Origin of the sequence: Plantactinospora sp. BB1 (assembly GCF_003030385.1) — a bacterium.
GTDB lineage: Bacteria > Actinomycetota > Actinomycetes > Mycobacteriales > Micromonosporaceae > Plantactinospora.
In genome coordinates this window covers 564930-591468 of record NZ_CP028159.1, presented here as the reverse complement: position 1 = coordinate 591468, position 26539 = coordinate 564930, and the positions used below count along the sequence as shown (strand labels likewise).

Here is a 26539-nt window from a genome sequence, read left to right as displayed (position 1 = left end):
TGGACGGGTGGAAGCGTGGGAGTTCGGCCGTACGGTGCGCCGCTGGCGCGACCGGATCGCGCCGGAGAACGTCGGCGTGCCGGTCGGGCGGCGCCGCCGGGCCAGCGGCCTGCGCCGCGAGGAGGTGGCCGCGCTCGCCGGCATCTCCACCGACTACCTGACCCGGCTCGAGCAGGGCCGCGCGACCGCACCCTCGGCGCAGGTGGTGGAGGCCCTGGCCCGGGCCTTGCGCTTGGCCGACACCGAACGTGACCTGCTGTACCGGTTGGCCGGGCACGCCGCGCCCGGCCTGGACGTAGTGCCGTCGCGGGTCACCCCGAGCGTGCGGCGGCTGCTCGACCGGCTCGCACACACCCCGGTGGTCGTCTACGACGCGAGCTGGACGCTGGTGCTGGCCAACGCGCCCTACGACGCGCTGATGGGCGACACCTCGACCTGGGGCGGCCTGGAACGCAACGCCGTCTGGCGCAACCTTGCCGGCCTGCCGACGCGAGTCGTGCACACCCCGGTCGAGCAGGCCGACCATGAGGCCCGGCTCGTTGCCGACCTGCGCCTGACCGCCTCGCGCTACCCCGGTGACCACGCGCTGCGGCGGCTGATCGCCGAACTGGCCGCCAAGAGCCCACGCTTCGCCGAGTTGTGGGACACCCAGCCCTCGCCGCTGTCCGACCCGTCCAGACGCAAGGTCGTCGACCACCCGGCGGTCGGACGCATCACCCTGGACTGCGACACGCTCGTGGTCGCCCTCGACGATCTCCGCATCACCGTCTACACCGCCGAGCCGGGCACTGAGGACGCCGAACGCCTTGCCCTCGCCGTCGTCCTGGGCACCCAGACCCTCGTCGACCAGCATCAACGCCGCCACCGGGAGTGAACCACCCATACGGGGAGGGGCTCCCGTCTGGAACGACATCGGCGTGCCGTGCCCGTCGGGCGCCCATCCGGTACGTAACCAGGGCAGATGCCAGCACGCAATCGAATCTGGTTCATGCCTGGTGGAAATCCACCAGAACTGGTGTCCGAGGGGGGACTTGAACCCCCACGCCCTATACGGGCACTAGCACCTCAAGCTAGCGCGTCTGCCATTCCGCCACCCGGACCTGCATTACGGCACTGAGCGACCGTCGGAACGATGATCTCGCCCGTCGGCCATCCGCAGTGCCGCACGGGGGACAACTGTACACGGCGCCGGTAGATCACGCACAGCGGCATACCCCGAGCCGTCGGGGCGCTCTACCCCGCAGACTGGGCACCATGACGATCTCCCGCAGCAACCCTGACGGACTGCATGTCACCCCGGGCTACCACCATGTCACGATCGTCCCGGCCGGGCGTACCGCCTATCTGGCGGGACAGTGTCCGCTGGGTCCCGGAGGTGTGCTGGTCGGTCCGGGCGACTTCGGCGCACAGGTGGACCAGGTCGCCGCCAACACCATGATCGCGCTCGGATCGGTGGGCACCGGACCGGAGCACGTGGTCCGTACGGTGATCTACGTCGTCAGCGCGGACCGGGACGTGCTAGCCGAGGTCTGGCGACGCTTCCAGGCGTCCTCGCTCGCTCCGGCGTTCACCAGTGCCAGTACCCTGCTCGGGGTGGCCCAGCTCGGCTTTCCGGACCAGTTGGTGGAGCTCGACGTCACCGCCGCCCTGCCGATGTGATCCGCTGGACGCGAGAGGGTGTTCTGGCGAACTGCAACTGTCGGTGCTGGTCGAAGCACCTTCGATCATGATCGACAAGATCAACCGACCGTGCCGGCTCGTCACCCGATCGGCCGGGCATGATCGCCAGCGCTCCGGCGGCAACCCTGTGGCCGGCGTGCCGAAGAATCAACAGACTAGAAACCCCTTCAACCTATCGAGTAGATAGGATTTACTGGACGGGCGAACGGACGCACGCACACCGGACGTCGGCTCGCTCCGGCGGCCGTGTCCGACGTCAGGCAGCACCACGGTGGACGGCCGCTGACCCCGGCGACCGGGATGAGGGCGCCGGATACCGGCGCTGGGCGGAGGAACACGTGAGCGAGATCGTCGTCGTCTCCGGCAACCCGCGACCCGGGTCGCGTACCCAGGGACTCGCCACCTCGGTCGGCGAGGTGGTAGCCCGGCGGGAGGGCGCGGCACCACCCGTCGTCGTCGACCTGGCGGTGTACGGGCCGGCCCTGTTGCTACCCGAGGACCCAGGCGTGGCCGATGGGATGGCGACGGTGCGGGCCGCCCGGATCCTGGTGGTGGCCAGCCCGACCTACAAGGGCAGTTACACCGGCCTGCTGAAGGTCTTCCTCGACCGGCTGCCACACCAGGGGCTCGCCGGAGTGGTCGCGCTGCCGATCACCGTCGGCGCCAACCCGGAGCAGGCCGCCCAGTCGGAGCGGCACCTGCGCGGCCTGCTCGCCGAACTCGGCGCCGAGGTGCGCCCCGGTCTGGCGGTACCGGAGTCCGCGCTCGGCGACCCGGATCTGGCCGCCGGCTACGCGGCCACGCTGCCCGTCCGAGCCTGACGCATCGGCCCGCCGCCGTCGGGCCTGACGGACCGGCCCGCCGCCGTCCGAGCCTGACGGACCGGCCAGCCGCCGTCGGGGCGTGACGCACCGGCCCGCCGCCGTCCGGACCTGGCGCAGCCCGCCGCCGTCGGGCGCCCTGGTCGCGCCCGGTCAGGTGCCGGCATCGCCGTCCCGCGCCGGGCGTACGCCGAGCTGGTCGAGGAGGTGCCGGCGCAGCGGCCCGAAGCCGGGCTGGTCGGGAGCGCGGGGTCGATCCAGCGGTACCGGTGCGTTCTGCACGATGCGCCCGTCGTCGAGTACGAGGGTGCGGTCGGCGAGCAGCAGTGCCTCGTCCACGTCGTGCGTGACCAGCAGCGCGGCGAAGCCGTGCTCGGCGTGCAGCCGCCCGAAGAGGGTCTGCATCTTCAGCCGGGTCAGCGCGTCCAGCGCGCCGAACGGCTCGTCCAGCAGCATCAGCGCGGGCTCGCGTACGAGCGCCCGCGCGAAGGCGACCCGCTGGGCCTGACCGCCGGAGAGTTCGGCCGGCCACGCCCGGCCCCGCTCGGCGAGCCCGACCTCGGCGAGCGCGACGGCGACCCGCTCCCGTACCCCGGGACCCGCGACGCCGAGCGAGACGTTGTCGGCCACCCGTTTCCACGGCAGCAACCGGTGCTCCTGGAAGACCACCGCCTGGCTGCCGGCCCGGGTGATCTCACCGGTCGCCTCGGGGTCGAGCCCGGCCAGGATCCGCAACAGGGTGCTCTTGCCGGAGCCGCTGCCACCGAGCAGCGCCACTATCTCGCCCGGTGCGACGGCGAGGTCCACGCCGTCGAGTACGACCGTCGCGCCGAAGGCACGGCGCACCCCGTGCGCGGTCACGACCGCCCGGGTGGCGGTGCTCAGACCGCCTGGAGTCCGCGTCGCCATGTCAGGGTCCTCCTCTCGGCCACCCGCAGTGCCAGGTCGGAGAGGAGGCCGAGCAGCGCGTAGACGAGCAGGCCGAGCAGGACCACGTCGGTCTGGCTGAACTCGCGGGCCTCCATCATCAGGAAGCCGATCCCGGTCTGCGCGTTCACCTGCTCACCGACCACCAGACTCAGCCAGGCGGCGCCGAGGGCCAGCCGCAGGCCGAGGAAGAGCGACGGCAGGGCACCCGGGAGTACGACGTGCCGGATCCGGGCCAGTTGGTTGAGTCCACAGCTCCGGGCCGCCTCGACCAGGCGTTCGTCGATGTCCCTGATCCCGGCGTACGTGTTGAAGTAGATCGGGAAGAACGCGCCGAGCGCCACCAGCGTGATCTTCAGCGACTCGCCGATGCCGACCCAGATGATCAGCAACGGCACCAGCCCGAGGTGCGGCAGCATCCGGGCCATCTGCACCGGCGGGTCGACGAGGTCGTCGCCGAGCCGGAGCAGACCCGCCGTGGCGCCCAGCACCAGCGCCAGGGTGCCGCCGATGGCCAGCCCGATGCCGGCTCGGGTGAGCGAGTCGAGCAGGTGCACCCCGAGCGTGCCGTCCCGGGCGAGCCGCCAGCCGGTCTGGGCCACGGCGCTCGGTGCGGAGAGCTTCTCCGGCGGCAGCAGACCGGTCTGGGACGCCACCTGCCAGATCAGCAGCAGCCCGACCGGGGTGACGACGCGCCGCCAGCGTCGCGCCGGTCGGTGCCGGCGCTCGGGCCGCCGGACGGCCACCGGGGCGGCCGGTGCACGAGTGGGTTTCTCGACCAGGGTGTCCGTCACCGGAACACTCCGTCGAATCGAGCGTCCACAAGGGACGCGATGTCGACCCGTTCCGGGATCAGTTCCAGTTCGGTGAAGCCGTCCGCGATCGCCTGGAGTTCGGCGCCGATCTCGGGGGTCACCGGGGCGAGCGGTTTTGCGCTGCGGGCCAGGGCACGGGCGGTGGTCGGCTCGTCGATCTTCAGCTCGGGTGCCAGGATCTTCGTCCGCTGCTCCGGGTTGGCGATTCCCCAGTCGGTGACGCTGCGGTACGTCTCCAGGAACGTCCGGATCTGGTCGGGCTTGCGCTCCAGGGCCTCCGGCGAGACGAGGATGTACTCGCGGTTGCTGGCCAGCCCGGTGGCGTCGGCCAGAATCTTCACTCCGGGCTGCTCGGCCAGCGCGAAGTACGGGTCCCAGATGATCCAGGCGTCGACCTGGTCGTTGTCGAAGGCCGGACGCGCCTCGGCCGGCTTGAGGTACTTGACGTTGATGTCGGCCAGCGTCATGTGGTGCGCTTCCAACAGCTTGACCAGCAGCCAGTTGACGTTCGACCCCTTGTTCAGCGCGACCGTCTTCCCCCGGAGGTCGGCGAAGCTGCGGTAGCCCTTGGCCTCCTTCACAAGTACCGCCTCGCCCTGCGGCACCGGTTCCGACGTACCGATGATCCGGAACTTGATTTTTCCGGCTGCCGCGAAGACCGGTGGTGCCTCGCCGACCTGGCCGATGTCGATCGCGCCCGCCTTGAGTGCCTCGGTCAGCGCCGGTCCGCTCTCGAACAGCGACCATTTCACCCCCGGAGCCTCGCCGCGGGCCTTGACCAGGCTGAGGCCGCCGAACCGCTGGTAGCCGACGAGCAGCTCGCCGGTCTCCGCTCCGGCGCTGTCGTCGCCGCATCCGGCAACCGCCCCGGTGGCCGCCAGCACCAGGGCGAGCAGGCCGGCGAGGAGGGTACGCGGTCGCCGGGCGGAGCGGCTCGGGGTGGGCCGGCCACGGCCGCCGTCCTCGGACCGGCGACGGCTCCCGTCCGGTCGGCGAGCGGTCCGATCCGGCCGGTCGAGACTGTCGGACCGGTGGAGACTCTCGGGCCGGCCGGGACCCTCGGGCCGGTCGGGACCCTCGGACCGGCCACGGCCGGCGGGCCGGTGCGGACCGTCGGCGGACTGGCGACGGTGGGGAGGGCTGGGGGTGCGGTGAACCATCGGGATGCTCCTGGAGAGGTGTGATCCGGTGCCGGCGGCAACGAACCGTCGGCACCGCACGGGTCGGCAACGAACCGTCGGCAACGTCGACAACGAACCGTCGGGGCGGGCGGCGTGGTGCGGGCGGCGTGGTGCGGGCGGCGGCGTGGTGCGGGCGGCGGCGTGGTGCGGCGGCGTCGGTGCCGAGCCGGGGCGCCCGGACCGGCACCGGGGGCGCCCCGGATGCGGCGAGGCGCACCGCGCTGCGACCGGCCGCCGGCTTAGCCTACTAAACCGATAGGATTTATGGATAGAGTGTCGGAGCCAGAGATCGGAACGGCGGCAGCGGCCCGTCCGCGACGCCGCTGTCGGCCCGATGCCCCACCTGTCCCGCCCGCGATCCGGGCGTAGCCCACCGGAGAGACACCATGACCCTCACCTTCCACTGGTTCCTGCCGACCTACGGCGACAGCCGGGACATCGTCGGCGGCGGGCACGGACTGCCGGCGGGCACCGCCGGAGGCGCCCGGCCGGCCACCGTGGCGTACCTCGGGCAGATCGCCCGGACCGCCGAGCAACTCGGCTTCGTCGGTGCCCTCACTCCCACCGGCGCCTGGTGCGAGGACGCCTGGCTGGCCACCGCGATGCTGACCGAGGTCACCGAGCGGCTGAAGTTCCTGGTGGCGTTCCGGCCCGGACTGACCTCGCCGACCCTGGCCGCGCAGATGGCCTCGACCTTCCAGCGACTCTCCCGCGGGCGGCTGCTGCTCAACGTGGTCACCGGCGGGGAGTCGCAGGAGCAGCGCGGCTATGGAGACTTCCTCGACAAGGACGCCCGGTACGCGCGTACCGACGAGTTCCTACACGTCGTACGGGCGCTGTGGCGCGGCGAGGCGGTCAGCCACGCCGGAGAGCACCTGCGGGTCGAACAGGCTCGGTTGAACCGGCTGCCCGACCCCGCCCCGCCGATCTACTTCGGCGGCTCCTCGACGGCGGCCGGCCCGGTGGCGGCGCGGCACAGCGACGTGTACCTGACCTGGGGCGAGCCGCCCGCACAGGTGGCGGAGAAACTGGCCTGGATGCGGCGGCTGGCGGCCGAGACCGGTCGGGAACTCAGGTTCGGGATCCGGTTGCACGTCATCGCCCGGGACACCGCCGAGGCGGCGTGGGCACAGGCGCAGCGGCTGCTCGACGGCATCGCCGACTCCGACGTCGCGGCCGTCCAGGCCGGACTGCGGCGCAGCGAGTCCGAGGGGCAACACCGGATGCTCGCGCTGCACGGCGGTTCCCGGGATCGGCTGGAGGTGTCGCCGAACCTCTGGGCCGGGGTCGGGCTGGTACGCGGAGGTGCGGGTACGGCGCTGGTCGGCAGCCACAGCGAGGTGGCCGACCGGATCGCCGAGTACCACGCCCTCGGCATCACCGAGTTCATCCTCTCCGGACATCCGCACCTGGAGGAGGCGTACTGGGTAGGCGAGGGTGTACTGCCGATCCTGCACCGGCGCGGGCTGTGGCAGCACCCGGCCGGCGAAGCCTCGGCAACGGTTGCCGAGGTGCCCTTCGCCGCCACCACGCCGAACGGAACCGCCACCACGCCGAACGGAACCGCCACCACCCCGGACGGGACCACCCCGGACGGGACCACGATCCGCGACGGCGCCGGTCTCCCGAGTGGTGCCGGTCGGTGAGCGGCCGGTAGCCCGCCGGATCGATGGCCGACCGGCCCGGATTGTTGACAATGTTATTGGTAATCGGTGTGGCCGCCCCTATGATCGGTCTGCCTCGGCAAGCGTGGCGGCTCCACCCCGGACCTACGACGTATCCACGGAACCGCTCGGGAAGGATTGTCGATGACAGCGTCTCCGATCGGGCGCGGTCCGATCCTCGTGGTGAGCGCACATGCCGCCGACTTCGTCTGGCGCGCCGGTGGCGCCATCGCCCTCGGCGCCTCCCGGGGCCAGCAGGTGCACGTGCTCTGCCTCACCTTCGGCGAGAAGGGTGAGTCGCAGGGACTGTGGAAACAGCCCGGCATGACCCTCGACCGGGTCAAGGAGGCCAGACGAGACGAGGCGGGCCGGGCGGCGAAGGTGCTCGGCGCCGACATCGAGTTCCTCGACGCGGGGGACTACCCGCTGCGCGCCACCGACGACCTCTACGACAGAGTCGTCGCGACGATCCGCCGGGTCGACCCGGCGGTGATCCTCACCCATCCGGCCAAGGATCCCTACAACCTCGACCACGCGCTGACCCACGAGATCGTGCTCCGGGCCCGGATGGTGGCCCAGGCGGCCGGACACGACCGGGACACCCGACCGATCGGCGCCCCGAACGTGTTGCAGTTCGAGCCGCACCAGCCCGAGCAGTGCGGCTTCGTGCCGAACCTGCTGCTGGACGTCAGCGCCGTCTTCGGCCGCAAGGTCGAGGCCATGCGGATCATGGGAGCCCAGGGGCACCTGGTCGGGTACTACACGGATCTCGGCGTACGGCGCGGGGTGCAGGCGGTCCGCAACGGCGGCGACCGGTCGATCACGCACGCGGAGGCGTACCAGCGGGTGTTCCCGGTGGTCGGAGGCGAGCTGCTGTGACGGATCACGTCATCGTCCGGACCGACGCCGCTCCACCGCCCGACGCCGTCGCGCAACTCGCCCGGCAGGGGGTGTCGACGGTGCACGAGGCGCAGGGCCGGACCGGGCTGCTCGGGCACCTGCTCAGACCGATCTACCCGGGTGCCCGGATCGCCGGTCGGGCGGTCACCGTCTCCGCCCAGCCGGGCGACAACCTGATGATCCACGCGGCCGTCGAGCAGACCCGGCCCGGTGACGTACTCGTGGTCGCCTTCACCTCGCCCAGCACGGACGGCGCCTTCGGCGAACTGCTGGCCACCTCGCTGCGGGCCCGTGGTGTCCTCGGTCTGGTCATCGACGCGGGCTGCCGGGACGTGGCCGCGCTGACCGAACTCGGCTTTCCGGTCTGGTCCCGCGCGGTCTCCGCGCAGGGCACCGTGAAGGCGAGCCCGGGCTCGGTGAACGTGCCGATCGTGCTCGGCGGCGCCTACGTGCGTCCGGCCGACGTGATCGTCGCCGACGACGACGGAGTCGTGGTGGTGCCACGCGAACGGGCCCGGCAGGTCGCCGCGGCCGGGGCCGAGCGCGAGGCCAGGGAGGAGGAGAAGCGCCGGCAACTCGCGGACGGCGTGCTCGGACTGGACATGTACGGTCTCCGACCGCTGCTGGACCGGCTCGGTGTCCGGTACGTCGACGCCACCGGCCGGGACGACGGGCAGACGCCGGCCGCCGACCCGACCGAACCCGACACGCGGTAGGACCTCAGCACCGCCGAACGACGGATTCGACTCGGCCACCGAGGCCGCCCGGCGGGGTGCGCCCGACCACCGACCACCGGCCCCCACCAACGATCCGATCCCGGCCAACGATCCGACTCCGGGCAGCGATCCGACTCCGGGCAGCGATCCGACTCCGGTCGGCGGTCCGACCGGGGTGGGCAGGTCATCGCAGTGAGAGCACCAGTTGCTGCGGGCGATGGTCGGAGACGCCGTTGGTCGACCCGCCGAAGTGGTAGGAGTGCACCCGGACCGCCGCCGAGACGAAGGCCCAGTCCAGTCGCCACAGGCGGGGCCAGCCGGGCGAGTCCGACCAGGTTGCCGGATAGCGGGCCGAGGACGCGTAGCCGGCATCCCGGAGCCGGTCGGGGAGCTTGGCCAGGTCGCCCATTGCCGGACTGGTGTTGAGGTCGCCGACGACCAGCGTCGGCTGCGGATTGGCGGCCACGTCCCGGGCCAGCGCCCGCCACTGCGGCTCGCGCTGCGCATGCTGCTGCCGGATCACCCGGTAGAACTCGCCACCCAGCGGACTGTGGTCCGGCACCAACTGCACCGGCATGTGCAGGTTGTAGACCGACAGTACCCGCCCCGCCCCGAGGTCAAGATCGGTACGCAGCACCTTGTACCGCCACTGCTCCGTCGTGCCCCACAGCGGCGGTGGCATGTCCGGGGCGTCCAGCGGCAGCCGACGCAGGATCGGATGGCGGGACAGGGTCACCAACTCGCCGACGACCGCGACGTGAAAGCCCGGAAACTCGGTACGCAGCCGCGCCAGTTCCGCCTGACCCGGTCCTGAGGAGTGCTCGTACCAGTATTCCTGGAGCAGGTAGACGTCGGCGTCGGCGGCCTGGAGCAGTGCGTACAGGCCGTCGGTCTGGCCGCCCTCGTCCCAGTACCCGGTGTTCCAGCTGAAGACCCGGATCGCGTCCGGTGGGGGAGGACCGTCACCGCCGGCGAGCCCGCGCAGGTTGAACCCGGACAGCGGCCCGCCGAGCAGCAGCGCGGCGGCGGCCAGCAGTGCCACCGGTCGGCGCGAGCGGCGACACGGCGCGGCCGCCACGGCCAGCAGCAGCGGTACGCCGAGGAAGGCCGGCGGCGGCACCGCGTCGACCGCGAGCCACAGCCACCACCGTCCGCTGAACACCAGGTGTGCCACGGTGAAGGCCAGCCAGAGCGCCCCGGTGGCGACGAGCGCACTGTAGAGCCACCACCGCCAGCCGCGCCGCCCCCGCCCGACCACACTAGACACCGGCTCCGTCCCCGCCGCCGGCCCTGCCCCTGCCGACAGCTCCACCTCAGGGGGCAAGGTAAAGCCGGAACCCGCTGGGTCAAGGCTGCCCGGAGTGCCGGTGGCCGGCCCTCCGGGCAGCAGCCCGTCACTGCCGGGGACGGCGACCGTCACGCGGGGCCCCGCAGCGGGCTCGGGTCGACCGGGAACGAGGCGTCGTAGAGCCGGCGGAACGTACCGGAGGCGAGCCACTGCACCGCGCCGGTGGCGACCCCGGCGGTGATGGTGACGTTGACCAGGAAGTGCAGTCCGGCGAAGAAGACCAGGAAGGGTACGCCGTGCCGGCGGCGGACGAAGCCGTACATGCCGGCGTCGCAGGCGAGCGAGGCGGCCAACAGCCCGGCGGGGACGATCAGCCCCCACGGGCCGAGCAGCAGCGGGACCGCCAGCGCCGGCAGTACGCCGAACGCGGCCAGGCTGCCCCAGGCCCGGGCGGCCGTCTCGAAGCCCTGCCCGAACCGGCGGGCCCGGGCGTAGAGCGGGATCCGCAGCCGTCCCCGGTGGAAGAGTTTGCGCAGCAGCCCGCGCAGTTCGTGGTCGTGGTCGTGCCGGCCCCGGACCAGCGAGGTGAGGACCAGCCGGTACCGTCGGCTCAGCCGATAGCCGTAGTCGACCTCCTCGGTGTGCCGCAGACCCGGGTTGAACGGGCCGATCTCCTCGAAGACGGGCCGGCGCAGCACGCAGACGGCCGGGAAGAGGAACGACACGTCACCTTCCGAACTGATCGACCAGTAGTGATATTGCAGGCCACGGTACCGGGCCACCGCCGTGTCGTGCAGCAGCGGCTCGGGGTCCTCGATTCCGCAGACCGCGCCGATCCGCAGGTCGCCGAGGATCAGTCGTACCGCGTTCGCCACCGCCTCCGGGGCCAGCACCAGGTCGGAGTCGACGTAGCAGATCAGCTCGCCGCTGGTGTGTGCGGCGCCGATGTTGCGGGCCCGCCCGCAGCCGCCGTTGCGCCCGGTGCTCACCACCCGTACGCCGAGCGCCTCGGCGACCGCCACCGACTGGTCCGTCGAGCAGTCGTCGACCATCAGGATCTCGATGTTCGGATAGGTCTGGTCCAGAATCGACCGCAGGCACAGGTCCAGCGACTCGGCGTAGTTGTAGTTCGGCACGATCACCGAGACCAGCGGGCCGTCGCCCGGCCGTGCACCGTTCACCGTCATCGGGTGGCCACCTCCGGCCGGTCGTAGAGCCCACGGAACCGCCCCGAGACGAGCCAGGCGGCGACGCCGGAGATCGCGGCGACCGCGATCACCAGGTTCAGGAGGAAGTGCATCGCGACGAAGTAGCCGAGGAAGAGCAGGCCGCGTTCCCGGCGGACGAACCGGTACATCGGCAGGTCGCCGGCGAGGCAGGCGGCGAGCGCGGCGAGCGGCACCGCCAGGAACGCCGCGCCGAACAGCACGGGCAGCGCGCACGTCAGCACGGTGAGCAGGGCGGCCACGCTGACCCAGGCGCGCGGTCCGCTGCTCAGCCCGCCGGGGAACTCCGGCTTGCGGGCGTACATCGGGATGTGCAGGGCGGTGCGGGTGAAGACCTTGCGGACCAGGACGCCCAGGTCGGCGTCGTGGTCGTGCACGCCGCGCACCTTGGGGGAGAGCCAAATCTGGTACCGCTGGGCGAGCCGCATCCCGTAGTCGGCGTTCTCGGTCTCCCGCAGTCGCGGGTTGAACGGCCCGATCTCGGCGAAGACCCGGGCCGGGATCGCCAGCAGCGCGGTGTAGAGGGTCATGATCCGTCCCTCGTCGGCGATCAGCCAGTAGGACTGCTGGAGGCAGCGGTATTCCTCCAGCAGGCTGTCCCGGACCAGCGGTACCGGATCGTAGTTGCCGCAGATCGCCCCGATCTGCGGATCGGCGGTGAGCAGCTCGACCGCGTTGGCGACCGCGTCCGGCTTCGCGGCCACGTCCGAGTCGACGAAGAAGAGGATCTCGCCGTGCGCGTTCGCCGCGCCGAGGTTGCGGGCCGCCGCCGGTCCGGAGTTGCTCGGGGTACGCAGCACGCGCGCCCCGTAGGACTCGGCGACCGCGACCGAGTCGTCGGTACTACAGTCGTCGACCACGATCAGTTCCAGGTTCGGATAGCTCTGCGCCCGCAACGCCCCGAGGCAGAGCCCGAGTGCCGTGGCGTAGTTGTAGTTCGGCACGATGACCGAGACCAGCGGTGTGTTCATAGATCCATCCAGTTCAACAGGTCGGGATAGCGGGCACCGAGTTCCGCCAGGGTCAGCGTGGTGCCGATCAGGACGGCGCTGGCCACGATCATCCGGTCCCGCAGCAGGGCCCGGATCGGGTCGCCGCCGGACTGCCGGACCAGTACGGCCTGGAGATAGCGGAACGCGGCGAGCAGGCCGAGCGGCACCACCACGGCGAGGGTGACCGGGCGCCACGGCCCGAGCGGCGCGTCGGTGTTCAGGTAGAGCAGGAAGGTGGTGCTGGCCAGCGCGGTGTTCAGCCCGAGCAGGTGGTCGGCGAGCAGCACGTTGTAGCCGGCCAGCGCCGGTCGGTGCGCCGAGCCGGCGGCGGCCAGTTCGTGTCGGCGCTTGCCGAGGATCAGCACCAGGCAGCCGGCGAAGACGGCGGTGAGCAGCAGCCCGGACGGCGCCGCCCCGCTGGCGGCGTACCCCTGGAGGACCCGCAGCACGAAGCCGGCGGCGACGACGCAGATGTCCAGCATCGGCAGGTGCTTGAGCCACCGGCTGTAGGCGACGCTGAGGCAGAGGTAGCCGACCAGCGGCCACCACGGCAGGTCGGGGCCGACCAGGACCAGGCCGAGCAGCGTCCCGGCCAGCCCGACCGCGAGCAGCCAGGCCAGGGGTACCGGCACCAGGCCGGCGGCGACCGGACGGTTGCGCTTGACCGGGTGGGTACGGTCCAGCCGGCGGTCGACGATGTCGTTGACGACGTAGATCGTCGAGGCGGCCACCGTGAAGACCAGCACCGCCCAGCCGGTACGCAGCAGCGCCGCGCCGGTCCACAGTGGGGTGTCGAGCAGCGCCAGCGGTACGGCCAGCAGGTTCTTGACCGCGTGACCGGGTCGGGTCAGTGCCAGCAGGTGCCGGGCGAGCCGGGGGGCCGGGATGCCGCGTCCCGCTGCGGCCGGTACGGCGGTCTCGACGACCGTCTCGACGGCGGTCACCCTCGGCTCCGCTCAGAGAAAGACACCTTCGACTCCGATCAGAAGAAGATCTTCGCGAGGGAGAGCACGCCCTGCCGCCACGGGTCTCGGCTGGTCCGGCCGCCCCGGGACGGACGCGTCAGGTGGCGTTCCGCGCGCCACCACTCGTAGGTGCGCAGGATCGCGTCCTCGTTGGACAGTTTCGGGGCGAAGCCCAGTCGCTCGACGGCCTTGTCGATGCTCACGTAGGAGTCGTACCGGAGCTTGTGCAGCAGCCGCCCGTAGACGGGGGAGAGCCGGCTGCGCTCCAGCAACTCCAGGGCGAACAGCGCGGGCCGGGCGGGTATCCCGACGACCCGCCTGCCGTGCCCGGCCGCGTCCAGCACCGCCTGGAAGTCCTCGCGCAGGGTACGGAACCGTTCCGCGGCCAGGTTGTAGGTGTCGCTGGCCACCTCGTCGGGTGCGGCCAGCACGGTCAGCACCGCGTCGACCAGGTCGTCGACGGCGAACATCTGGATCCGCACGTCGCCGCGGCCGAGTACCGGAAAGTTCCGGCCCTCCTCGGCCCACTCGAAGAGCATCGCGAAGAGTCCCATCCGGCCCGGCCCGAGAAACGTCTTCGGCCGCAGGATCGCGACCGGGAGCCCGTCGGCCCGGTACCGTTCGGCGATCTCCTCGGCGGCCACCTTCGCCGCGCTGTACGTGTCGACCGGCTCCCGGGGGTGCTCCTCCGGGGTCGGCACCTGGCGGGGCAGCCCGTAGACGGCGGTCGACGAGACGTGCAGCACCCGCTCCACCCCGGCTCTGCGGGCGGCCCGCAGCACGTTCCCGGTGCCGTCCACGATGATCGAGCGGATCTCGGCGGCCGGATAGCTGGGCAGCGCCGCCGCGCAGTGCAGCACCGCCGTCGCGCCGTCGGTGGCCCGCGCCATCACCGCCGGATCCCGGATGTCGCCGACCACGGTGACGCCGGGATCCGGCCGCAGGTCCACCCCGCACACCCGGTGCCCGTCGGCGGTCAGCCGCTCGACGAGCCGGGAGCCGAGCATGCCGGCCGCCCCGGTCACGGTGATCACCACAGCGCAGACCCCACCTTCTGCGCGACGAACCGGGTGACCAGCTTGGCCAGGCCCTGCTCCAGCACCTCGCCGAGCGCGTCGCAGGCCCGCTGCACGTCGGCCGGGTCGGTGACCAGGGACGGGCCGAGGATCAGCGGGTTGCGGCCGTTGAGGGTGTAGTAGGTGAAGATGTCGTGGTCCCGGTAGAGCGCCTGGATCACCGCGCAGGTGACCAGCTTCGCCTTGAACCTCGGGTCCCGGGCCATCCCGGCCGGGGCGAGCCGGGCCACCAGGTCGAGGATCTTCGGGCCGCCGTCGATCTGTACGCCCCAGAGCGCGCCCGCCCCGGCCACCCGGCCCACCGCGTCCGGGAACTCCTTGGCCAGCCGCTTCAGCGCCGGTTCGAGTACCCGTTCCAGCTCGCGGGCCCGGGCCGGGTAGTCGTCCTCCACCACGATGTTGATCGCCTCCAGCGCGGTGACGCACTCCTCGCCCATCCCGTAGTAGGTGGTGCTGGTGCTCTGCAGTAGCGCGTCGGTGAGGTTGTCGTACGCCTTCCGGAACACCCTTTCCCGCGCCACGAATGCAGAAATCGATGACTTTCCACCGCCGAATGACTTGGATGTGGTAAGGACGTCCGGGACCAGCTCCGGATACCGCATGAAGTAGAAGAGACTGCCGGTCTTACCCCAACCGGTGTAGATCTCGTCGAAGATGAGCACGATGTCGTGCCGGTCGCAGAGCTGCCGAATGCCGCGCAGGAAGTCTTCGTCGCACCAAGTCACGGTGGAGGCGCTGAACGGCTCGACGATGAGAGCGTAGACATCGTCCGGATGTGCCTCGACCGCCTCCCGGACGGAGTCCAGATTCCCATACGTAAATGGAACTATGCCGGGAATGGTGGGAAAGCTGAACGAGGGTTGACCGGTGAGCCCGCCCGAACCCAGCAGCTTTCCGTGGAACCCGCAGTCGGCCCGCAGGATCGTCCCGCGCCGGCCGCCGTGGTACTTGTACGCCAGCTTCACCGCCCCCTCGACCGCCTCCGCACCCGAGTTGGGCAGGAAGGACATCCGCAGGTCACCGGGGAGGAGTTGGGCCAGGTTGTGCCCGAGCGCCGCCAGGTACGGCGAGAAGTACGTCTTGTGCACCTCCATCCGCCGCTGAGCCGCGAACCGTTGCCGGGCGGCCAGGATGCGCGGATGGTTGTGACCGTGGTTGAGTACGCCCACGCCTCCGGTGAGGTCGAGGACGCGGCGGCCGTCGCGGAGTACCAGGTGTGCGCCTTCGGCGTGGTCGACCAATTCCCGGCCGAACCCGAACGAGGTCATCAGGCTGACCTGGCTCGCGTTGACGTAACGACGATAGAGGTCGTGCACCTCGCGAACGGTGAGTCGATCGCAATCGGACAGGCTGACCAGATTGGGCATGTCGTGACGCTATCGATTGGTACGGGATCTTCTCTGGATCGGTGCTGGACGCAACCTTGACTACGTAAGGCAACGCTTGCCAGTCGACAACCGACTGGATAGCTTGGTCGCGACGGAGTAGATCTCGTAATGTCAATGTCCCTGACGGTTGTCCCGCAATCCCGCTGAGGTGGGTGAACATGTCGCCGACGGTGTCGGTCATCATCCCCGTACACAACGGCTCGAAGACTCTCCGCGCCTGCCTGGCGGCCGTCTACGCGCAACGGCACCCGGTCACCGAGGTCATCGTCGTCGACGACGCCAGCACCGACGACACCCGGGAGATCGCCGCCGAGTTCCCGTGCCGGCTGCTGGTCACCGACCGCAACGCGGGGCCGGCGGCCGCCCGCAACCGGGGCATCCGGGCCAGCGTCGGCGAGCTGCTCTTCTTCGTCGACTCCGACTGCGCCCCCGAGCCCGACGCCCTGGCCAACGCGCTGGCGATCCTCACCGCCGAGCCGGACGTCGCCTGCGTACACGGCATCTACGCGCTCCGGCCGCTGCACGACGACGGCCCGGTCGAGGCGTACCGGCTGCTGCACGGCCACTACTGGCGGCTGCGCCACGTCGGCCGGGTCCGCACCACCCTCTTCGCGGTCTGCCTGATCCGCCGGGCGGTCTTCGCCGACGTCGGCGGATTCGACGAGCGGCTGCGCGCCTCCGAGGACGTCGAGATCGGCGACCGGATGGGCGACCGCTACGGCATCGTGCTGACCGACACGGTGGTCTGCCGACACGACGACGACAGCCACCTGGGTCGGCTGCTGCGCAAGCAGTTCGGCCGCTCCCAGCTCCTCGTCCCGGTCGCCCGGGCCGAGCGCGGACCGGCCGGGATCCGGGCCAACACCCCGGCCGGACTGCTCAGCGCCGCGCTGGTGCCGCTGACCCTGCCGCTCGGCCTGTACGCCCCGGTGCTGCTCGCGGTCCCACTCGTCCTGCTGGCGCTCTTCGTCGCCGCCGACCCGGGACTGCTGCGCTTCGTACTGCGTCGGCGCGGCCCCGGCTTCGCCGCCTTCTTCTACGCCGTGCACCTGCTCGTCCAGGTGACCATCGTGGCCGGTGCCGTCGTCGGAGGGCTGCGGCACCTGGTGGACCGGGACTTCGGCCCGGCCCGGGTGCCCGCCGCGAAATCGCCGCGATGAGCGGGCCGATCGGTGGCCGGGGGCGCCTGCCGGAGATCGGCGTCGACGAGGTCCCGGCCCGGGTGGAGCGGCTGAACCCGGACGCGGCGAGCCTCCGGCGGAACCCCGGCCCGGACGAGGCGGGCCGGCGATGACCGGGCAGCCGGGCACCGGGCGAATCTCCTGGCCGTACCTGTCGGCCCAGGCGTTGCACTACCTGTTGTTCGCGCTCCGGGCACAGCAGTTCCGGTGCCGCCGGCCGATGCTCGGCGACGGACACCGGCCGGTCTTCGGGGTGGCCGGGCAGAGCGTGGCACTCACCGTCGACGACGGGCCGCATCCCGAGTGGACGCCCCGGATCCTGGACCTGCTCGACCGGCACCGGATCCGGGCCACCTTCTTCCTGATCGGCGCCCGGGTCGCCGAACACCCCGGGCTGGCCCGCCGGATCCGCGACGCCGGACACCTGGTCGGCAACCACTCGATGACGCATCCGCAGCCGTTCGCCGCGCTGCCCGCGCCGCGGCTGCGTAGCGAGATCGTGGCGGCGCAGCGACAGATCGAGGACGCCGCCGGGACCACGCCCCGGCTGTTCCGCGCACCGGGCGGCAACTGGTCGTCGACGGTACTGCGGACCACCGCCGACCTCGGCCTGGTGCCGGTGGACTGGACGGTCAACCCGAGCGACTGGCGCAGCCCGGGGGTGGACCGGATCGTCCGGCGGCTGTCCCGGTGCCGGCCCGGGCACGTCCTGCTCTGCCACGACGGCGGCGGCGACCGGTCGCAGACCGTGGCGGCCCTGGAAACCGTACTTCCCCGGTTGCTCGACCGGGGACTGCGGTTCGTCGTACCCGGTGCCGACCGGTAGTGACGACGTGCCGTTTCGCGTACGACGACGCCGGGCAGCGTGGCCCGGCCGTGCGGGGGGAAGCAGCGATGCCTCTCTAGGGGGAAGTGAAGATGTCGGAAGACGACCTGAAGATCCTGCTGCTCGGCCCGATCCGGGCCGAGCGGGGCGGTACCAACCTCTACCTGGGCACTCCCCGGCAGCGGGAGGTGCTCGCCGTGCTGGCACTGCGCTGCGGGATGGTGATGTCGGTGCCGCAGATCGTCGACGCGATCTGGAACGGGCGCCGGCCCGATTCGGTGGAGAACATGGTGCACACCTACATCGGCCGGCTGCGCCGGGTGCTGGAGCATCCGGGCCGGCCGCCGGCACTGGCCCGGGTACTCCGGTCCACCCGCCCGGGATACACCCTCGACGTCCCGGCGGTCGCCGTCGACGTCACCCGGTTCGAGCACGACGTCAGGGTGGCCCGGGCGGCCCGGGCCCAGGGCGAGCTGTCCCGGGCGCTCGACTGTTTCCAGCAGGCGCTGTCCCGCTGGTCCGGCCTGGCGCTCCAGGAGGCGACGGGGCCGCTGGCCGAGGCGGAACGGATCCGCCTCACCGAGCTGCGGCAGGACGCGGTGGAGGAGGCCACCGGGGTACGGCTGCTCCTCGGCGACGTGGAGAACCTCGTCTCCGAGCTGCGCTGCATGCTCGCCGAGCAGCCGATGCGGGAGCGGCTCTGGGAACTGCTGCTGGTGGTCCTCGGCCAGACGTCGCGGCGGGCCGAGGCGCTGACCGCCTTCGAGGACGCCCGGATCACCCTGGCCGACCGGCTCGGGGTGGAGCCGGGACACCGGCTCCAGGACCTGCACCGGCGGCTGCTGCGCAGCGAACCCGTCACCGTGCGGCCGTGGTGGGAGCGGCGGGTCCCGGTCTGATCCGGGCGACCGGCTCGGCGTCACCCGACCGGAAGTCGCCCGAGGGGGCGCGACCCGGCCCGGTGTTGCCCGGCCCGGCGTGACCCGGCTCGATGGCCGGCTCGGCGGAATCCAACCCGGCGGATCCGCCGCGCCCGGGGCCATCGGCCCGCTCCATCCCCTCCTGACCGGTCAGCACGAAGAAGGCACCGGCAGGACCGTCCCCGAGGCGCGCGGGGACCTCCTCGGCGACCGAGAGGCCGCAGGCCCGGACGATCCGGGCGAACTCCTCGGCCGGGGCCTCGTCGTAGATCTGCACGACGATCCGGCCCCGGGGCGTCAGCATCGCGGGCAGCCGCCGCAGCAGTTCGGCGGCCTCGGTCTCGGTCAGGTAGTAGACGACCTCACGGAGCAGGATCGCGTCGTACCGGTGCGTCGTGTCGAAGGTGCGGATGTCGGCCACCTCGAACGTGGTGTCCGGCCGGTCCAACGCCCGGGCCGCCTCGATCGCCCGGGAACTGAGGTCGACACCGTGGTACTGCCGGTATCGACCCGGCGTCAGCGGCAGGTTGGCACTGGTGCCGCAACCCAGGTCCAGAATCGCCGGTCGGGGCGCCCAGCTCTCGATCAGCGACAGCGGCATGTCCCCGTCGGACATGTCGTCGAGATAGCGCCAGAACCCCAGGGCGTACTGGACGTTCCACCACGCCCTGTTGATCCTGGGATTGGCTCGGACGAGTACCCGTACCGGGACTCGGATCAGCCGTGCCACCGCACGGACCAACGCATTCGACATGGTGTCACCGACATTCTCGACGTGGACGCGATCATTTCTCGACCTGGACGGGATCCCGGCGGTTTCCGGGAACGACGACGCTTTCCAACTGGCTGGCTGGACGACCGGCGGGAACGGGATCCGGGTCAGCCGGTCAGTGCGGGGTCGGCACCACCGCGAGGGCCGAGCCGGCGCCGGTGGACGTACTGGGCGAGCAGCAGCCCGCCCGCGCCGACCGCGACCTCGCTGAGTGCGCAGACCAGCCGGCTGGTCAGCACCACCGGGGCGGCCACCGACACCGGCATCACCGTCGACAGCCCCACCATCAGCACCGCCTCCCGGACGCCCAGCCCGTCCGGGACGACCATCACCAGCAACCCGGCCACGGTGGCGGCGGCGAAACCGGCCACACAGACCAGGTAGGACCGCAGCGGCGGGGCGCCGGCCGTCACCGCCAGCAGCCAGAGGTGGTGCCCGGAGACCACCCAGGAGAGCGACTGCGTGGTGATCGCCCGCCGGACGCCGGCCCGGGACGCGCTCACCTGCGGCGGTGGCCGGCGCAGCAGTCGCGCCGTCCCGGCGAGCCCCCGGTTGAGCAGGTCCGGGCGGACGAAGAGCGCCACCAGCGGCAGTACGGCGAGCAGCATCCAGCCGGTCGCCCGGTCCAGTACCGCCGGCCCGGCCGCGAGGCCGACGGTCATCCCGGTCAGCGCCACCACCACCCAGCTGAGTCCGAAGACCCCCGCGAGTCGTACCGCTCCGACGTTGATCTCCTTACCCATCCGGAGCAGTACCGGCAGCGCGACGAACCGGCCCGGGACGAACTTGGCGAGGAACCCGACGAAGAACAGCCGGGCGGCGGTCCACCGGTCCACCGCCGCACCGAGGTCGACGAAGAGCACCTGCCAGGAGTGGTACCCGAGCAGCAGCCCGACCGAGTTGACCAGCAGCGCGCCGCCGAGTACCAGTCCGACCTGGACCGGGTCGAGCCGCTGCGCCAGCGCCCGGACCGGTGTCCAGTCCTGGTCCCGCAGGAACAGCACCAGCCCGGCCGTCAGGGCCAGCACGAAGACCACGACCAGCAGTTGGTTGACCCGCCGCCACCAGCCGGGCCGTCGCCCGATCGCGCGCCGCACCGCCTCGACCGCCGCGCCCAGCCGACCCCGGCCAGCCCGGTCGACCGAGCCGGTCTGGCCGGTGGTGCGGGTCGCGGGGGTCGGGCCGGGTGGGCGGGTCACCGGGTCGACTCCGGGGCCAGCGGGGCGACCCGGCCGGGCCGGGGACGCCGGAGCAGGGCCCGGCCCAGCCCGAGCGCCAGCCCGGTGAACTCGGTCAGGTGGGTCAGGAACCGCATCCCGGTGGCGAAGAGCAGGAAGCCCGGCCCGCGCTGCCGCAGTGCGAACCCGAGCAGCGCCCGGTCCGCGCCGAGGAAGGCGACCAGCCCGGCCAGCGGCACCGGCAGCAGCCACGGTGACCAGGCGGCCAGCGGCAACCCGGCCACCGCGAGGGCGCTGCCGAAGAGTCCGACGACCGAGCCGAGGTCGATCCGGTGCGGCGCCCGCCGCTCAGCCTGATCCACATCGGACTTCGCCGGCCCGGGTGCCCAGCGCGCCGCGACGACCGCTCCGGCGTACGTGCGGGCTCGGCGAAAGTGCTCCGACAGGTACGGCCCCAGCCGGTCCACGTCGTCGTGCCGGCCCACCACCCGGTCGCTGGTGCGGATCTCGTACGACGCCGGCAGGCGGGTGCCGAACTCGACGTCCTCGGCGTCCCGCAGCCGTTCGTCGAAGCCGCCCACCAGCTCGAAGACCGCCCGGGGAACGGCGGTGAGCGCGAACATGGTGATCGCGGTGACCCCGACGTCCCGGCGCCGCCAGAAGTGTTCGAAGAGCGTCTTGTAGGACTCGACCGGCCCGTCCGGGAAGAGCGGCGTCAGGTCGTAGATCCCCTGCACCACGCCGCAGCCCGGATGGGCCCTCAGTTCCGCCACCGCCCCGGCCAGCGCGTCGGGCGCCAGCGCGATGTCCGAGTCGACGAAGAACAGCAGGTCACCGCCGGCTCGGGCGGCACCGGCGTTCCTCGCCGCCGAGACGCCCCGGTTGGCCGGGAACGCCAGTACGGTGCAGGGGAACTCGGCCGCGATCTGCCGCGACCGGTCGGTACTCGCGTCGTCGACGACGATCACCTCGGCCGGCGCGCGGGTCTGCGCGTAGACCGCGGCGAGACAGGCCCGGAGGGTCTTTTCCTTGTTGTAGTTCGGGACGATGACCGACACCCGCGCGAATTGCGGGTCGACGGTGTGGTCGAGTGAAGACAATGTGCCTGGTCACCCCCTTTTTCCCGGCGGGCCGGTAAACGGTAGCAACCGGCGTACCCCAATTTCTGGAGCCGGTCTGGATTACCCAGTGCGACGGAGGCGGCGGCGCGGTCCCTACGATGACAGCCCGAACTACTACTACTTCGAGGTGGAGATGAGCTATCAGGTGGAGCCGGTCGGCCGGGTGATCGGCGGCCGGGCCGAGGCGTTCGAGGACGAGTGGCGGGACGTGCGGTCCGTGATCCGGATCGCCGAACACCTGCCCGCCGACGCGGCCCTCGGGCTGGCCGACTTCTCCCACCTCGAGGTGGTGTTCCTCTTCGACCGGGTCGACGCCGACCGGGTGAGCCCGGCGGCCCGGCATCCGCGCGGCGACAACCGTTTCCCGGTGGTCGGCATCTTCGCCTCGCGGGGTCCGAACCGGCCGAACCGGCTCGCCGTCTCGCGCTGCCGGCTGCTCCGGGTCGACGGCCGGGACCTGCACGTGGCCGACCTGGACGCCCTCGACGGTACGCCGGTGCTGGACGTCAAGCCGTACCTGCGGGAGTTCGCCCCGCGCACCCCGGTGACCCAGCCGGGCTGGGCGGAGGAGCTGATGCGGAACTACTACTGAGGGCGGGCCGCTGCTCCGGCTTGCCCGGCCGGAGCACGGTCGCAGTCAGAGCGCCGTCCAGAGTGGTCAATCAGAGCGGCGGCCAGGCGTTGGCCAGCAGTTGCCGGAAGTGCGGCGGGAACCACTCGCCGACCTGCGGGGCGTTCTGCATCGCCCCACTGGTCACCGTCGGGAAGAGGTGCGGGCGGTACGTCGGGTCGCACATCGGCTCGTACGGCCGGTTCGCCCCGAGCACGTCGCTGGCCCCGTCGGACTCGCCGGGCGGCTTGATCCAGGCGTACGCGTCGATGCCGGCCTCCGGAGCCGCGACCGGCCGCTCGCCGAGTCCGGCGCCGACCTGGTTGCACCAGTTGCCGAGATAGCCGCGCCGGTCGGTCCGGCCCGCCTCGACGTACTCCTCGGCGCTGGTAGACGGTCCCGGGCCGGTGGGCCGGGCCGGTCCGCCCCAGCCGTTGCGGGAGGTGTCGACCAGCATGCCGATCCGGGTGGAGAAGCCGACGGCGACCAGGTGCTGGCGCAGTTGCCGGGCGTACGGCAGCTCGTCGACGTACGCGTTGCCGGCGATCCAGGGCGTCTCCCGGACCGGCTGGCCGTGCACCACGTCGTCGACGTCGAGGTAGGGCTCGCGCAGTACCGAATAGTTGGCGACGTTGACGGTGAAGCCGTGCACGGCCGCCGGGGTGCTGCCGGCGGTGGTGGCCGCCTGGTGTAGCAGTGCCGCCGTCGCGGCCCCGTCGTCCGACCAGCCGAGTTGGCCGTGGTGGCTGGCGTCGAGGTAGGCGTAGACGTTCGGCACGGTGGCCAGCCGGGCGAGCGCGTAGCCGATGCCGGCGAGGTGCACGCCGCCGGCCTTGGCACGGTCGCAGCCGGCGGTCGCGGCGGGGCGCGGCGAGGTGTGGGTGACCAGGTTCGGCAGCGAGTTCGGCTCCACGACGGTGACGATCCGCAGCCCCGCGTAGCTCGGATCGGCGAGGATCGCGACGATCGGGTCGACGAACTCGGTCCGGTACCGGTCGAGTTCGTCGATGGCCAGCTCGCCGTAGCCGACCCGGCGGTTGCAGTCCCGGCCGGGCAGGTTGTAGAGGATCAGCTGCACCAGGTCGGCGCCCTGCGCCAGCGCCGAGGTCAGGTGGGCGCGCAGCCCCATCCGTCCCGGCGTGCCGCCGATGGCGGCGATCCGGTCCAGCCAGACCCCGGTCGGCTGGTCGGCGACGGCCGCCCCGCCGGGTTCGGCGCGGGCCCGGGCGGACCACTCCGGGTTCACGTACGCCGTCGCGCCGAGGTAGGGGTTGTCCACCGGGGCTCGGTCGACGTCGGCGGCCCGGTCGAGGTCGGCGGCCCGGGCGGGGGAGGCGGGCGATCCGGCCAGCAGCAGCGCCAGCATGGCCAGCACGGTCAGGGCCCGACGGGGTCGGGCCGACGCGGGTACGGGCAGCGGCAGTGTCATGGGTTCGCTCACCCCGCGAGATCGGGTCGTCCGACGACATCGAATTGATGATTGTGAATCGATAGTACTCCGGTACGCCTGGTCGGCGGGGCGTCGCGGTCGTCCGGTCAACCAGCCCGGGCGAGGTGTACGGAGCACGGTCGGGGACCGGGAGTACGGCCGACGGCGTACCGGAACGCGTTGTCGAGGCGGTAGCCGCCGTCCGGCTGCCGGAACGGGCGGGCCGCGTCCCGTACCGTCGGCGCGGTGGCGGCGATCGTCTCCGGATCCTCGCCCAGCAGTACGCCACGCACCAGCGCGTCGTCGTCGGGCACGTACCATGGCACCTCGACCAGCCCCGCCGCCACCAGGTCGAGCCCACCGTCGGCGAGCAGACGTTCGAGACCACCGGGCTTCCGCAGCTCGCCGTCGGGCAGCGGCTCCTCGCCGGCGGCGTACGCGACCGCCCGCTCGACCGTGTCCAGGTCGTTGTGCCGCCCCTCCGCCCAGTTCGCGATCGCGACCAGGCCACCGGGGCGGGTGACCCGGACGAACTCGGCCAGCGCGTCCAGGGTGTCGTCGGCGAACTGCACGGCGTTGACCGAGGTCACCAGGTCGAACGTCCGATCCGGCCAGGGCAGCCGCTCGGCCTCGCCGATCCGCAGGTCGGCGGTGGGCAGCCGGGACCTGGCCAACTCCAGCATCCCGGGCGCCGGGTCGATCCCGGCGGTCGTCGCGCCGAGCCGGTCGAGATAGCCGAGCAGGTCGCCACCGCCACAGCCGACGTCGAGCACCCGGGAACCCGGCCCGATCCCGCCGGCCGCCGCGACGACCCGCCAGACCGGCTCGGCGAAGCCACCCCACAGTTCGGTCCAGCCCGCGGCGACCGCCGACCAGCGATCCGGGTCCGCCCCGTCCACCTACCCCTCCTCCGATGACGGTCCGTCGGGTCCGCCGGGTCCGCTACCCCGTCCCTCCGGCACCGGCGCCGACCCACTGACAGCGTCGACCCGGCCCCGTCGCCTGTCGCCACGGGCGGCGACCTGGCCCTGCCGCCGGTCGCCACGGCCGGCGACCCGGCCCCGTCGGCGGTCGCGGCGGGGCGGCGACTCAGCCGTCGCGCTGGTCGCGGCCGACTTCGCGATCCCGGCGTACCGTCGCCTTGCGCCCCTTGATGGTGCTCTGCCGGAGCCGGGTGATCACCTCGTTCGCCGCCGACCTCGGCACCTCGACCAGCGAGAACCGGTCGGCGATCTCGATCGAGCCGATCTCCCGGCCGCTGACCGCCGTCTCGCCGGTGATCGCCCCGACCAAATCCTGCGGGCGGATCCCGGCCCGCCGGCCGACCCCGATGAAGAGGCAGGCCATGTCGCCGGAGCGGGGCCGGGCGGCGCGCCTGTCGTCCCGGCCGCCGTCCCGGCCACCGTCGCGGCGGGCCCGGCCGTCCCGGTCGGACCGGAACGCCACCTGCGGGATGTCCTCCTCCTCGTCGACCGGGCCGCCCCCGGCCGACTCGTGCGCCAGCTTGACCGCCGCCAGCGCCACCTCCATCACGTCGAACTCGTCGGTGAGGGTCTCCACGATCACCCGGAACGGGTCGAGGTCGTCCTCCAGCAGGCTCTCGTGCAGCGCCGCCCGGGTCATCTCCAGCCGCCGGGTCCGCAGGTCGGCCACGGTCGGAATCTTGTCGATCGAGATCCGCTGCCCGGTGGTCCGCTCGATGGTCTTGAGCATCCGGTGCTCGCGCGGCTCGGCCAGGGTGATCGCCACCCCCTGCCGGCCGGCCCGGCCGACCCGGCCAATCCGGTGCACGTAGGACTCCGGGGCCGACGGCACGTCGTAGTTGACCACGTGGGTGAGCTGCTCGATGTCCAGCCCCCGGGCGGCCACGTCGGTCGCCACCAGCAGGTCGGCGGTACCGGCCCGGAGCCGGCCCATCACCCGGTCCCGCTGCTCCTGGGTCATCCCGCCGTGCAGCGCCTCGGCCCGGTAGCCGCGACCGTTCATCGTCTCGGTGAGCCGGTCGACCTCCTCCCGGCTGCGGCAGAAGACGATCGCCGCGGTCGGCGCCTCGACGTCGAGTACCCGGCCGAGCGCGGCCGGCTTGTGTGCCCGGGCGACCACGTACGCGGTCTGCCGGACCAGCGGGGCGGTGCCGGTGGGTGCCGGCTGCCGGCCGATCTCGATCCGGGCCGGGTCCCGCAGGTACTGCCGGGCCATCCCGTCGATCCGGGCCGGCATGGTGGCGGAGAAGAGCACCGTCTGCCGCTGCTCCGGTACGTGTTGCAGGATCGCCTCGATGTCCTCGGCGAACCCCATGTCGAGCATCTCGTCCGCCTCGTCCAGCACGACGGTCGCGAGTCCGTCGAGTCGGAGGGTGTCCCGGGCGATGTGGTCCAGCGCCCGTCCCGGGGTGGCCACCACCACGTCCACTCCGCCGTCCAGTGCCCGCAGTTGCCGGGCGATCGGCTGACCCCCGTAGATCGGCAGCACCCGTACGCCGAGCTCGCGGCCGTACCGGTGGATCGCCTCGGAGACCTGCACCGCCAGTTCCCGGGTCGGTACCAGGATCAGCGCCACCGGCGCACCGGAACGCCGCCCCTCCGGCAGCCGGTGCAGCAGCGGCAGCGCGAACGCGGCGGTCTTCCCGGTCCCGGTGGCGGCCTGGCCGAGCAGGTCCTGGCCGGCCAGCAGGGGCGGGATGGCGGCCCGCTGGATGGCGGTCGGCTCCTCGTAGCCGAGCGTGCCGAGCGCGTCCAGGAGTTCGGTCCGCAGCCCGAGGTCGGCGAAGGTGCCGGAGCCGTCGTCGGAGTCGTTCGGGCTGGTGCTGACCGGCGGAGCGGGTGGTGCGCTGTCGGAACTCATACCCGTCAGCTTTTCACCA

26 protein-coding genes and 1 tRNA gene are annotated in these 26539 nt (G+C 72.2%); 11 read left to right on the top strand and 16 right to left on the bottom strand.

The genetic code is table 11. The annotated features are described in order from the left end of the window. Window positions 1-7 precede the first annotated feature (7 nt). The gene (locus tag C6W10_RS02495; RefSeq protein WP_107256160.1) at window positions 8-874 is read left to right on the top strand and encodes a helix-turn-helix transcriptional regulator; all 867 of its coding nucleotides are present in this window, start codon (window positions 8-10) and stop codon (window positions 872-874) included. 139 nt (window positions 875-1013) lie between these two features. On the opposite strand, the gene C6W10_RS02490 is transcribed toward C6W10_RS02495, so the two are convergent. Continuing rightward, window positions 1014-1100, bottom strand: a tRNA-Leu gene (locus C6W10_RS02490). 154 nt (window positions 1101-1254) lie between these two features. On the opposite strand from C6W10_RS02490, the gene C6W10_RS02485 reads away from it, so the two are divergent. Beyond that, window positions 1255-1659, top strand: coding sequence for a RidA family protein (locus C6W10_RS02485; protein WP_107256159.1), 405 nt, complete (start codon window positions 1255-1257; stop codon window positions 1657-1659). Between the two features lie 359 nt (window positions 1660-2018). Then, on the top strand, window positions 2019-2501 hold the full coding sequence (locus C6W10_RS02480; RefSeq protein ID WP_107256158.1) for an NADPH-dependent FMN reductase: 483 nt from the start codon (window positions 2019-2021) through the stop codon (window positions 2499-2501). A gap of 153 nt (window positions 2502-2654) precedes the next feature. Here C6W10_RS02480 and C6W10_RS02475 read toward each other — a convergent pair whose 3' ends face one another. The 3 genes from C6W10_RS02475 to C6W10_RS02465 are packed head-to-tail and all read right to left on the bottom strand — an operon-like array spanning window position 2655 to window position 5403. Further along, entirely contained in the window at window positions 2655-3410 is a 756-nt protein-coding gene (locus tag C6W10_RS02475; RefSeq protein WP_107256157.1) for an ABC transporter ATP-binding protein, read from the bottom strand. Next, complete coding sequence (locus C6W10_RS02470) at window positions 3383-4222, bottom strand: ABC transporter permease (RefSeq protein WP_234361581.1); 840 nt, start codon at window positions 4220-4222, stop codon at window positions 3383-3385. Before C6W10_RS02470 ends, C6W10_RS02475 begins: the two co-directional genes overlap by 28 nt. Then, window positions 4219-5403, bottom strand: a complete 1185-nt coding sequence (locus C6W10_RS02465; RefSeq protein WP_107256156.1) for an aliphatic sulfonate ABC transporter substrate-binding protein — start codon at window positions 5401-5403, stop codon at window positions 4219-4221. The genes C6W10_RS02470 and C6W10_RS02465 overlap by 4 nt, the downstream gene beginning before the upstream one ends. Window positions 5404-5810: 407 nt before the next feature. Between C6W10_RS02465 and C6W10_RS02460 the strand changes: the two genes are divergently transcribed. The 3 genes from C6W10_RS02460 to C6W10_RS02450 all read left to right on the top strand — a co-directional run bounded on the left by C6W10_RS02460 (window position 5811) and on the right by C6W10_RS02450 (window position 8704). After that, a complete protein-coding gene (locus C6W10_RS02460; protein WP_107256155.1) occupies window positions 5811-7070 on the top strand; it encodes an LLM class flavin-dependent oxidoreductase in 1260 nt (419 codons plus the stop codon). Window positions 7071-7232: 162 nt separating this feature from the next. Beyond that, complete coding sequence (locus C6W10_RS02455) at window positions 7233-7967, top strand: PIG-L deacetylase family protein (RefSeq protein ID WP_107256154.1); 735 nt, start codon at window positions 7233-7235, stop codon at window positions 7965-7967. Then, window positions 7964-8704 (top strand): 4-carboxy-4-hydroxy-2-oxoadipate aldolase/oxaloacetate decarboxylase, encoded by a 741-nt coding sequence (locus C6W10_RS02450; RefSeq protein ID WP_199853260.1) that lies wholly within the window; start codon window positions 7964-7966, stop codon window positions 8702-8704. Before C6W10_RS02455 ends, C6W10_RS02450 begins: the two co-directional genes overlap by 4 nt. Window positions 8705-8888: 184 nt before the next feature. On the opposite strand, the gene C6W10_RS02445 is transcribed toward C6W10_RS02450, so the two are convergent. The 6 genes from C6W10_RS02445 to C6W10_RS02420 form a co-directional block, all read right to left on the bottom strand. After that, window positions 8889-9971 carry an endonuclease/exonuclease/phosphatase family protein gene (locus C6W10_RS02445; protein ID WP_159104424.1) on the bottom strand — a complete coding sequence of 361 codons (1083 nt, stop codon included), beginning with the start codon at window positions 9969-9971 and terminating at the stop codon, window positions 8889-8891. 149 nt (window positions 9972-10120) lie between these two features. Further along, entirely contained in the window at window positions 10121-11179 is a 1059-nt protein-coding gene (locus C6W10_RS02440) for a glycosyltransferase family 2 protein (RefSeq protein ID WP_107256152.1), read from the bottom strand. Beyond that, a complete protein-coding gene (locus C6W10_RS02435) occupies window positions 11176-12189 on the bottom strand; it encodes a glycosyltransferase family 2 protein (RefSeq protein ID WP_107256151.1) in 1014 nt (337 codons plus the stop codon). Before C6W10_RS02435 ends, C6W10_RS02440 begins: the two co-directional genes overlap by 4 nt. Beyond that, window positions 12186-13154 (bottom strand): UbiA prenyltransferase family protein, encoded by a 969-nt coding sequence (locus C6W10_RS02430; RefSeq protein WP_107256150.1) that lies wholly within the window; start codon window positions 13152-13154, stop codon window positions 12186-12188. Before C6W10_RS02430 ends, C6W10_RS02435 begins: the two co-directional genes overlap by 4 nt. Window positions 13155-13192: 38 nt before the next feature. Then, a complete protein-coding gene (locus C6W10_RS02425) occupies window positions 13193-14212 on the bottom strand; it encodes an NAD(P)-dependent oxidoreductase (protein ID WP_107256149.1) in 1020 nt (339 codons plus the stop codon). Further along, window positions 14206-15519: an aspartate aminotransferase family protein gene (locus C6W10_RS02420; protein WP_234361862.1), complete on the bottom strand. Its 1314-nt coding sequence runs from the start codon at window positions 15517-15519 to the stop codon at window positions 14206-14208. The genes C6W10_RS02425 and C6W10_RS02420 overlap by 7 nt, the downstream gene beginning before the upstream one ends. 278 nt (window positions 15520-15797) lie before the next feature. Here C6W10_RS02420 and C6W10_RS02415 point away from each other — a divergent pair, with 278 nt between their 5' ends. From C6W10_RS02415 to C6W10_RS02405, 4 genes are all read left to right on the top strand, one after another. Then, entirely contained in the window at window positions 15798-16799 is a 1002-nt protein-coding gene (locus C6W10_RS02415; protein ID WP_107256147.1) for a glycosyltransferase family 2 protein, read from the top strand. Then, on the top strand, window positions 16796-16933 hold the full coding sequence (locus C6W10_RS37090; protein ID WP_159079198.1) for a hypothetical protein: 138 nt from the start codon (window positions 16796-16798) through the stop codon (window positions 16931-16933). Before C6W10_RS02415 ends, C6W10_RS37090 begins: the two co-directional genes overlap by 4 nt. Then, window positions 16930-17646 (top strand): polysaccharide deacetylase family protein, encoded by a 717-nt coding sequence (locus tag C6W10_RS02410; RefSeq protein ID WP_234361580.1) that lies wholly within the window; start codon window positions 16930-16932, stop codon window positions 17644-17646. The genes C6W10_RS37090 and C6W10_RS02410 overlap by 4 nt, the downstream gene beginning before the upstream one ends. A 92-nt stretch (window positions 17647-17738) precedes the next feature. Beyond that, window positions 17739-18545, top strand: coding sequence for an AfsR/SARP family transcriptional regulator (locus tag C6W10_RS02405; protein ID WP_159079197.1), 807 nt, complete (start codon window positions 17739-17741; stop codon window positions 18543-18545). Here the strand turns inward: C6W10_RS02405 and C6W10_RS02400 are convergent. From C6W10_RS02400 to C6W10_RS39585, 3 genes are all read right to left on the bottom strand, one after another. Further along, a complete protein-coding gene (locus C6W10_RS02400) occupies window positions 18505-19320 on the bottom strand; it encodes a trans-aconitate 2-methyltransferase (RefSeq protein ID WP_107256145.1) in 816 nt (271 codons plus the stop codon). The genes C6W10_RS02405 and C6W10_RS02400 overlap by 41 nt on opposite strands. 125 nt (window positions 19321-19445) lie before the next feature. Continuing rightward, a complete protein-coding gene (locus C6W10_RS39590) occupies window positions 19446-20537 on the bottom strand; it encodes a lysylphosphatidylglycerol synthase domain-containing protein (RefSeq protein WP_107256144.1) in 1092 nt (363 codons plus the stop codon). Further along, window positions 20534-21574 carry a glycosyltransferase family 2 protein gene (locus C6W10_RS39585; RefSeq protein ID WP_159104423.1) on the bottom strand — a complete coding sequence of 347 codons (1041 nt, stop codon included), beginning with the start codon at window positions 21572-21574 and terminating at the stop codon, window positions 20534-20536. The genes C6W10_RS39590 and C6W10_RS39585 overlap by 4 nt, the downstream gene beginning before the upstream one ends. A gap of 130 nt (window positions 21575-21704) precedes the next feature. On the opposite strand from C6W10_RS39585, the gene C6W10_RS02385 reads away from it, so the two are divergent. Then, window positions 21705-22229, top strand: a complete 525-nt coding sequence (locus C6W10_RS02385) for an SAM-dependent methyltransferase (RefSeq protein ID WP_234359351.1) — start codon at window positions 21705-21707, stop codon at window positions 22227-22229. Between the two features lie 70 nt (window positions 22230-22299). Here C6W10_RS02385 and C6W10_RS02380 read toward each other — a convergent pair whose 3' ends face one another. The 3 genes from C6W10_RS02380 to C6W10_RS02370 all read right to left on the bottom strand — a co-directional run bounded on the left by C6W10_RS02380 (window position 22300) and on the right by C6W10_RS02370 (window position 26520). Next, window positions 22300-23676: a glycoside hydrolase family 6 protein gene (locus C6W10_RS02380; protein WP_107256142.1), complete on the bottom strand. Its 1377-nt coding sequence runs from the start codon at window positions 23674-23676 to the stop codon at window positions 22300-22302. A gap of 107 nt (window positions 23677-23783) precedes the next feature. Continuing rightward, a complete protein-coding gene (locus C6W10_RS02375) occupies window positions 23784-24575 on the bottom strand; it encodes a class I SAM-dependent methyltransferase (RefSeq protein ID WP_107256141.1) in 792 nt (263 codons plus the stop codon). A gap of 190 nt (window positions 24576-24765) precedes the next feature. Then, window positions 24766-26520 carry a DEAD/DEAH box helicase gene (locus C6W10_RS02370; RefSeq protein ID WP_107256140.1) on the bottom strand — a complete coding sequence of 585 codons (1755 nt, stop codon included), beginning with the start codon at window positions 26518-26520 and terminating at the stop codon, window positions 24766-24768. Window positions 26521-26539 lie beyond the last annotated feature (19 nt).

Excerpts from the sequence above, each read along its gene's own strand:
- C6W10_RS02485 (WP_107256159.1), top strand. The coding sequence starts at position 1,255 with ATGACGATCTCCCGCAGCAACCCTGACGGACTGCATGTCACCCCGGGC.
- C6W10_RS02460 (WP_107256155.1), top strand. The coding sequence starts at position 5,811 with ATGACCCTCACCTTCCACTGGTTCCTGCCGACCTACGGCGACAGCCGG.
- C6W10_RS02380 (WP_107256142.1), bottom strand. The coding sequence starts at position 23,676 with ATGACACTGCCGCTGCCCGTACCCGCGTCGGCCCGACCCCGTCGGGCC.
- C6W10_RS02410 (WP_234361580.1), top strand. The coding sequence starts at position 16,930 with ATGACCGGGCAGCCGGGCACCGGGCGAATCTCCTGGCCGTACCTGTCG.
- C6W10_RS02435 (WP_107256151.1), bottom strand. The coding sequence starts at position 12,189 with ATGAACACACCGCTGGTCTCGGTCATCGTGCCGAACTACAACTACGCC.
- C6W10_RS02440 (WP_107256152.1), bottom strand. The coding sequence starts at position 11,179 with ATGACGGTGAACGGTGCACGGCCGGGCGACGGCCCGCTGGTCTCGGTG.
- C6W10_RS02415 (WP_107256147.1), top strand. The coding sequence starts at position 15,798 with ATGTCGCCGACGGTGTCGGTCATCATCCCCGTACACAACGGCTCGAAG.
- C6W10_RS37090 (WP_159079198.1), top strand. The coding sequence starts at position 16,796 with ATGAGCGGGCCGATCGGTGGCCGGGGGCGCCTGCCGGAGATCGGCGTC.
- C6W10_RS02420 (WP_234361862.1), bottom strand. The coding sequence starts at position 15,519 with ATGACCTCGTTCGGGTTCGGCCGGGAATTGGTCGACCACGCCGAAGGC.
- C6W10_RS02405 (WP_159079197.1), top strand. The coding sequence starts at position 17,739 with ATGTCGGAAGACGACCTGAAGATCCTGCTGCTCGGCCCGATCCGGGCC.
- C6W10_RS02400 (WP_107256145.1), bottom strand. The coding sequence starts at position 19,320 with ATGTCGAATGCGTTGGTCCGTGCGGTGGCACGGCTGATCCGAGTCCCG.
- C6W10_RS02455 (WP_107256154.1), top strand. The coding sequence starts at position 7,233 with ATGACAGCGTCTCCGATCGGGCGCGGTCCGATCCTCGTGGTGAGCGCA.
- C6W10_RS02465 (WP_107256156.1), bottom strand. The coding sequence starts at position 5,403 with ATGGTTCACCGCACCCCCAGCCCTCCCCACCGTCGCCAGTCCGCCGAC.
- C6W10_RS02475 (WP_107256157.1), bottom strand. The coding sequence starts at position 3,410 with ATGGCGACGCGGACTCCAGGCGGTCTGAGCACCGCCACCCGGGCGGTC.
- C6W10_RS02370 (WP_107256140.1), bottom strand. The coding sequence starts at position 26,520 with ATGAGTTCCGACAGCGCACCACCCGCTCCGCCGGTCAGCACCAGCCCG.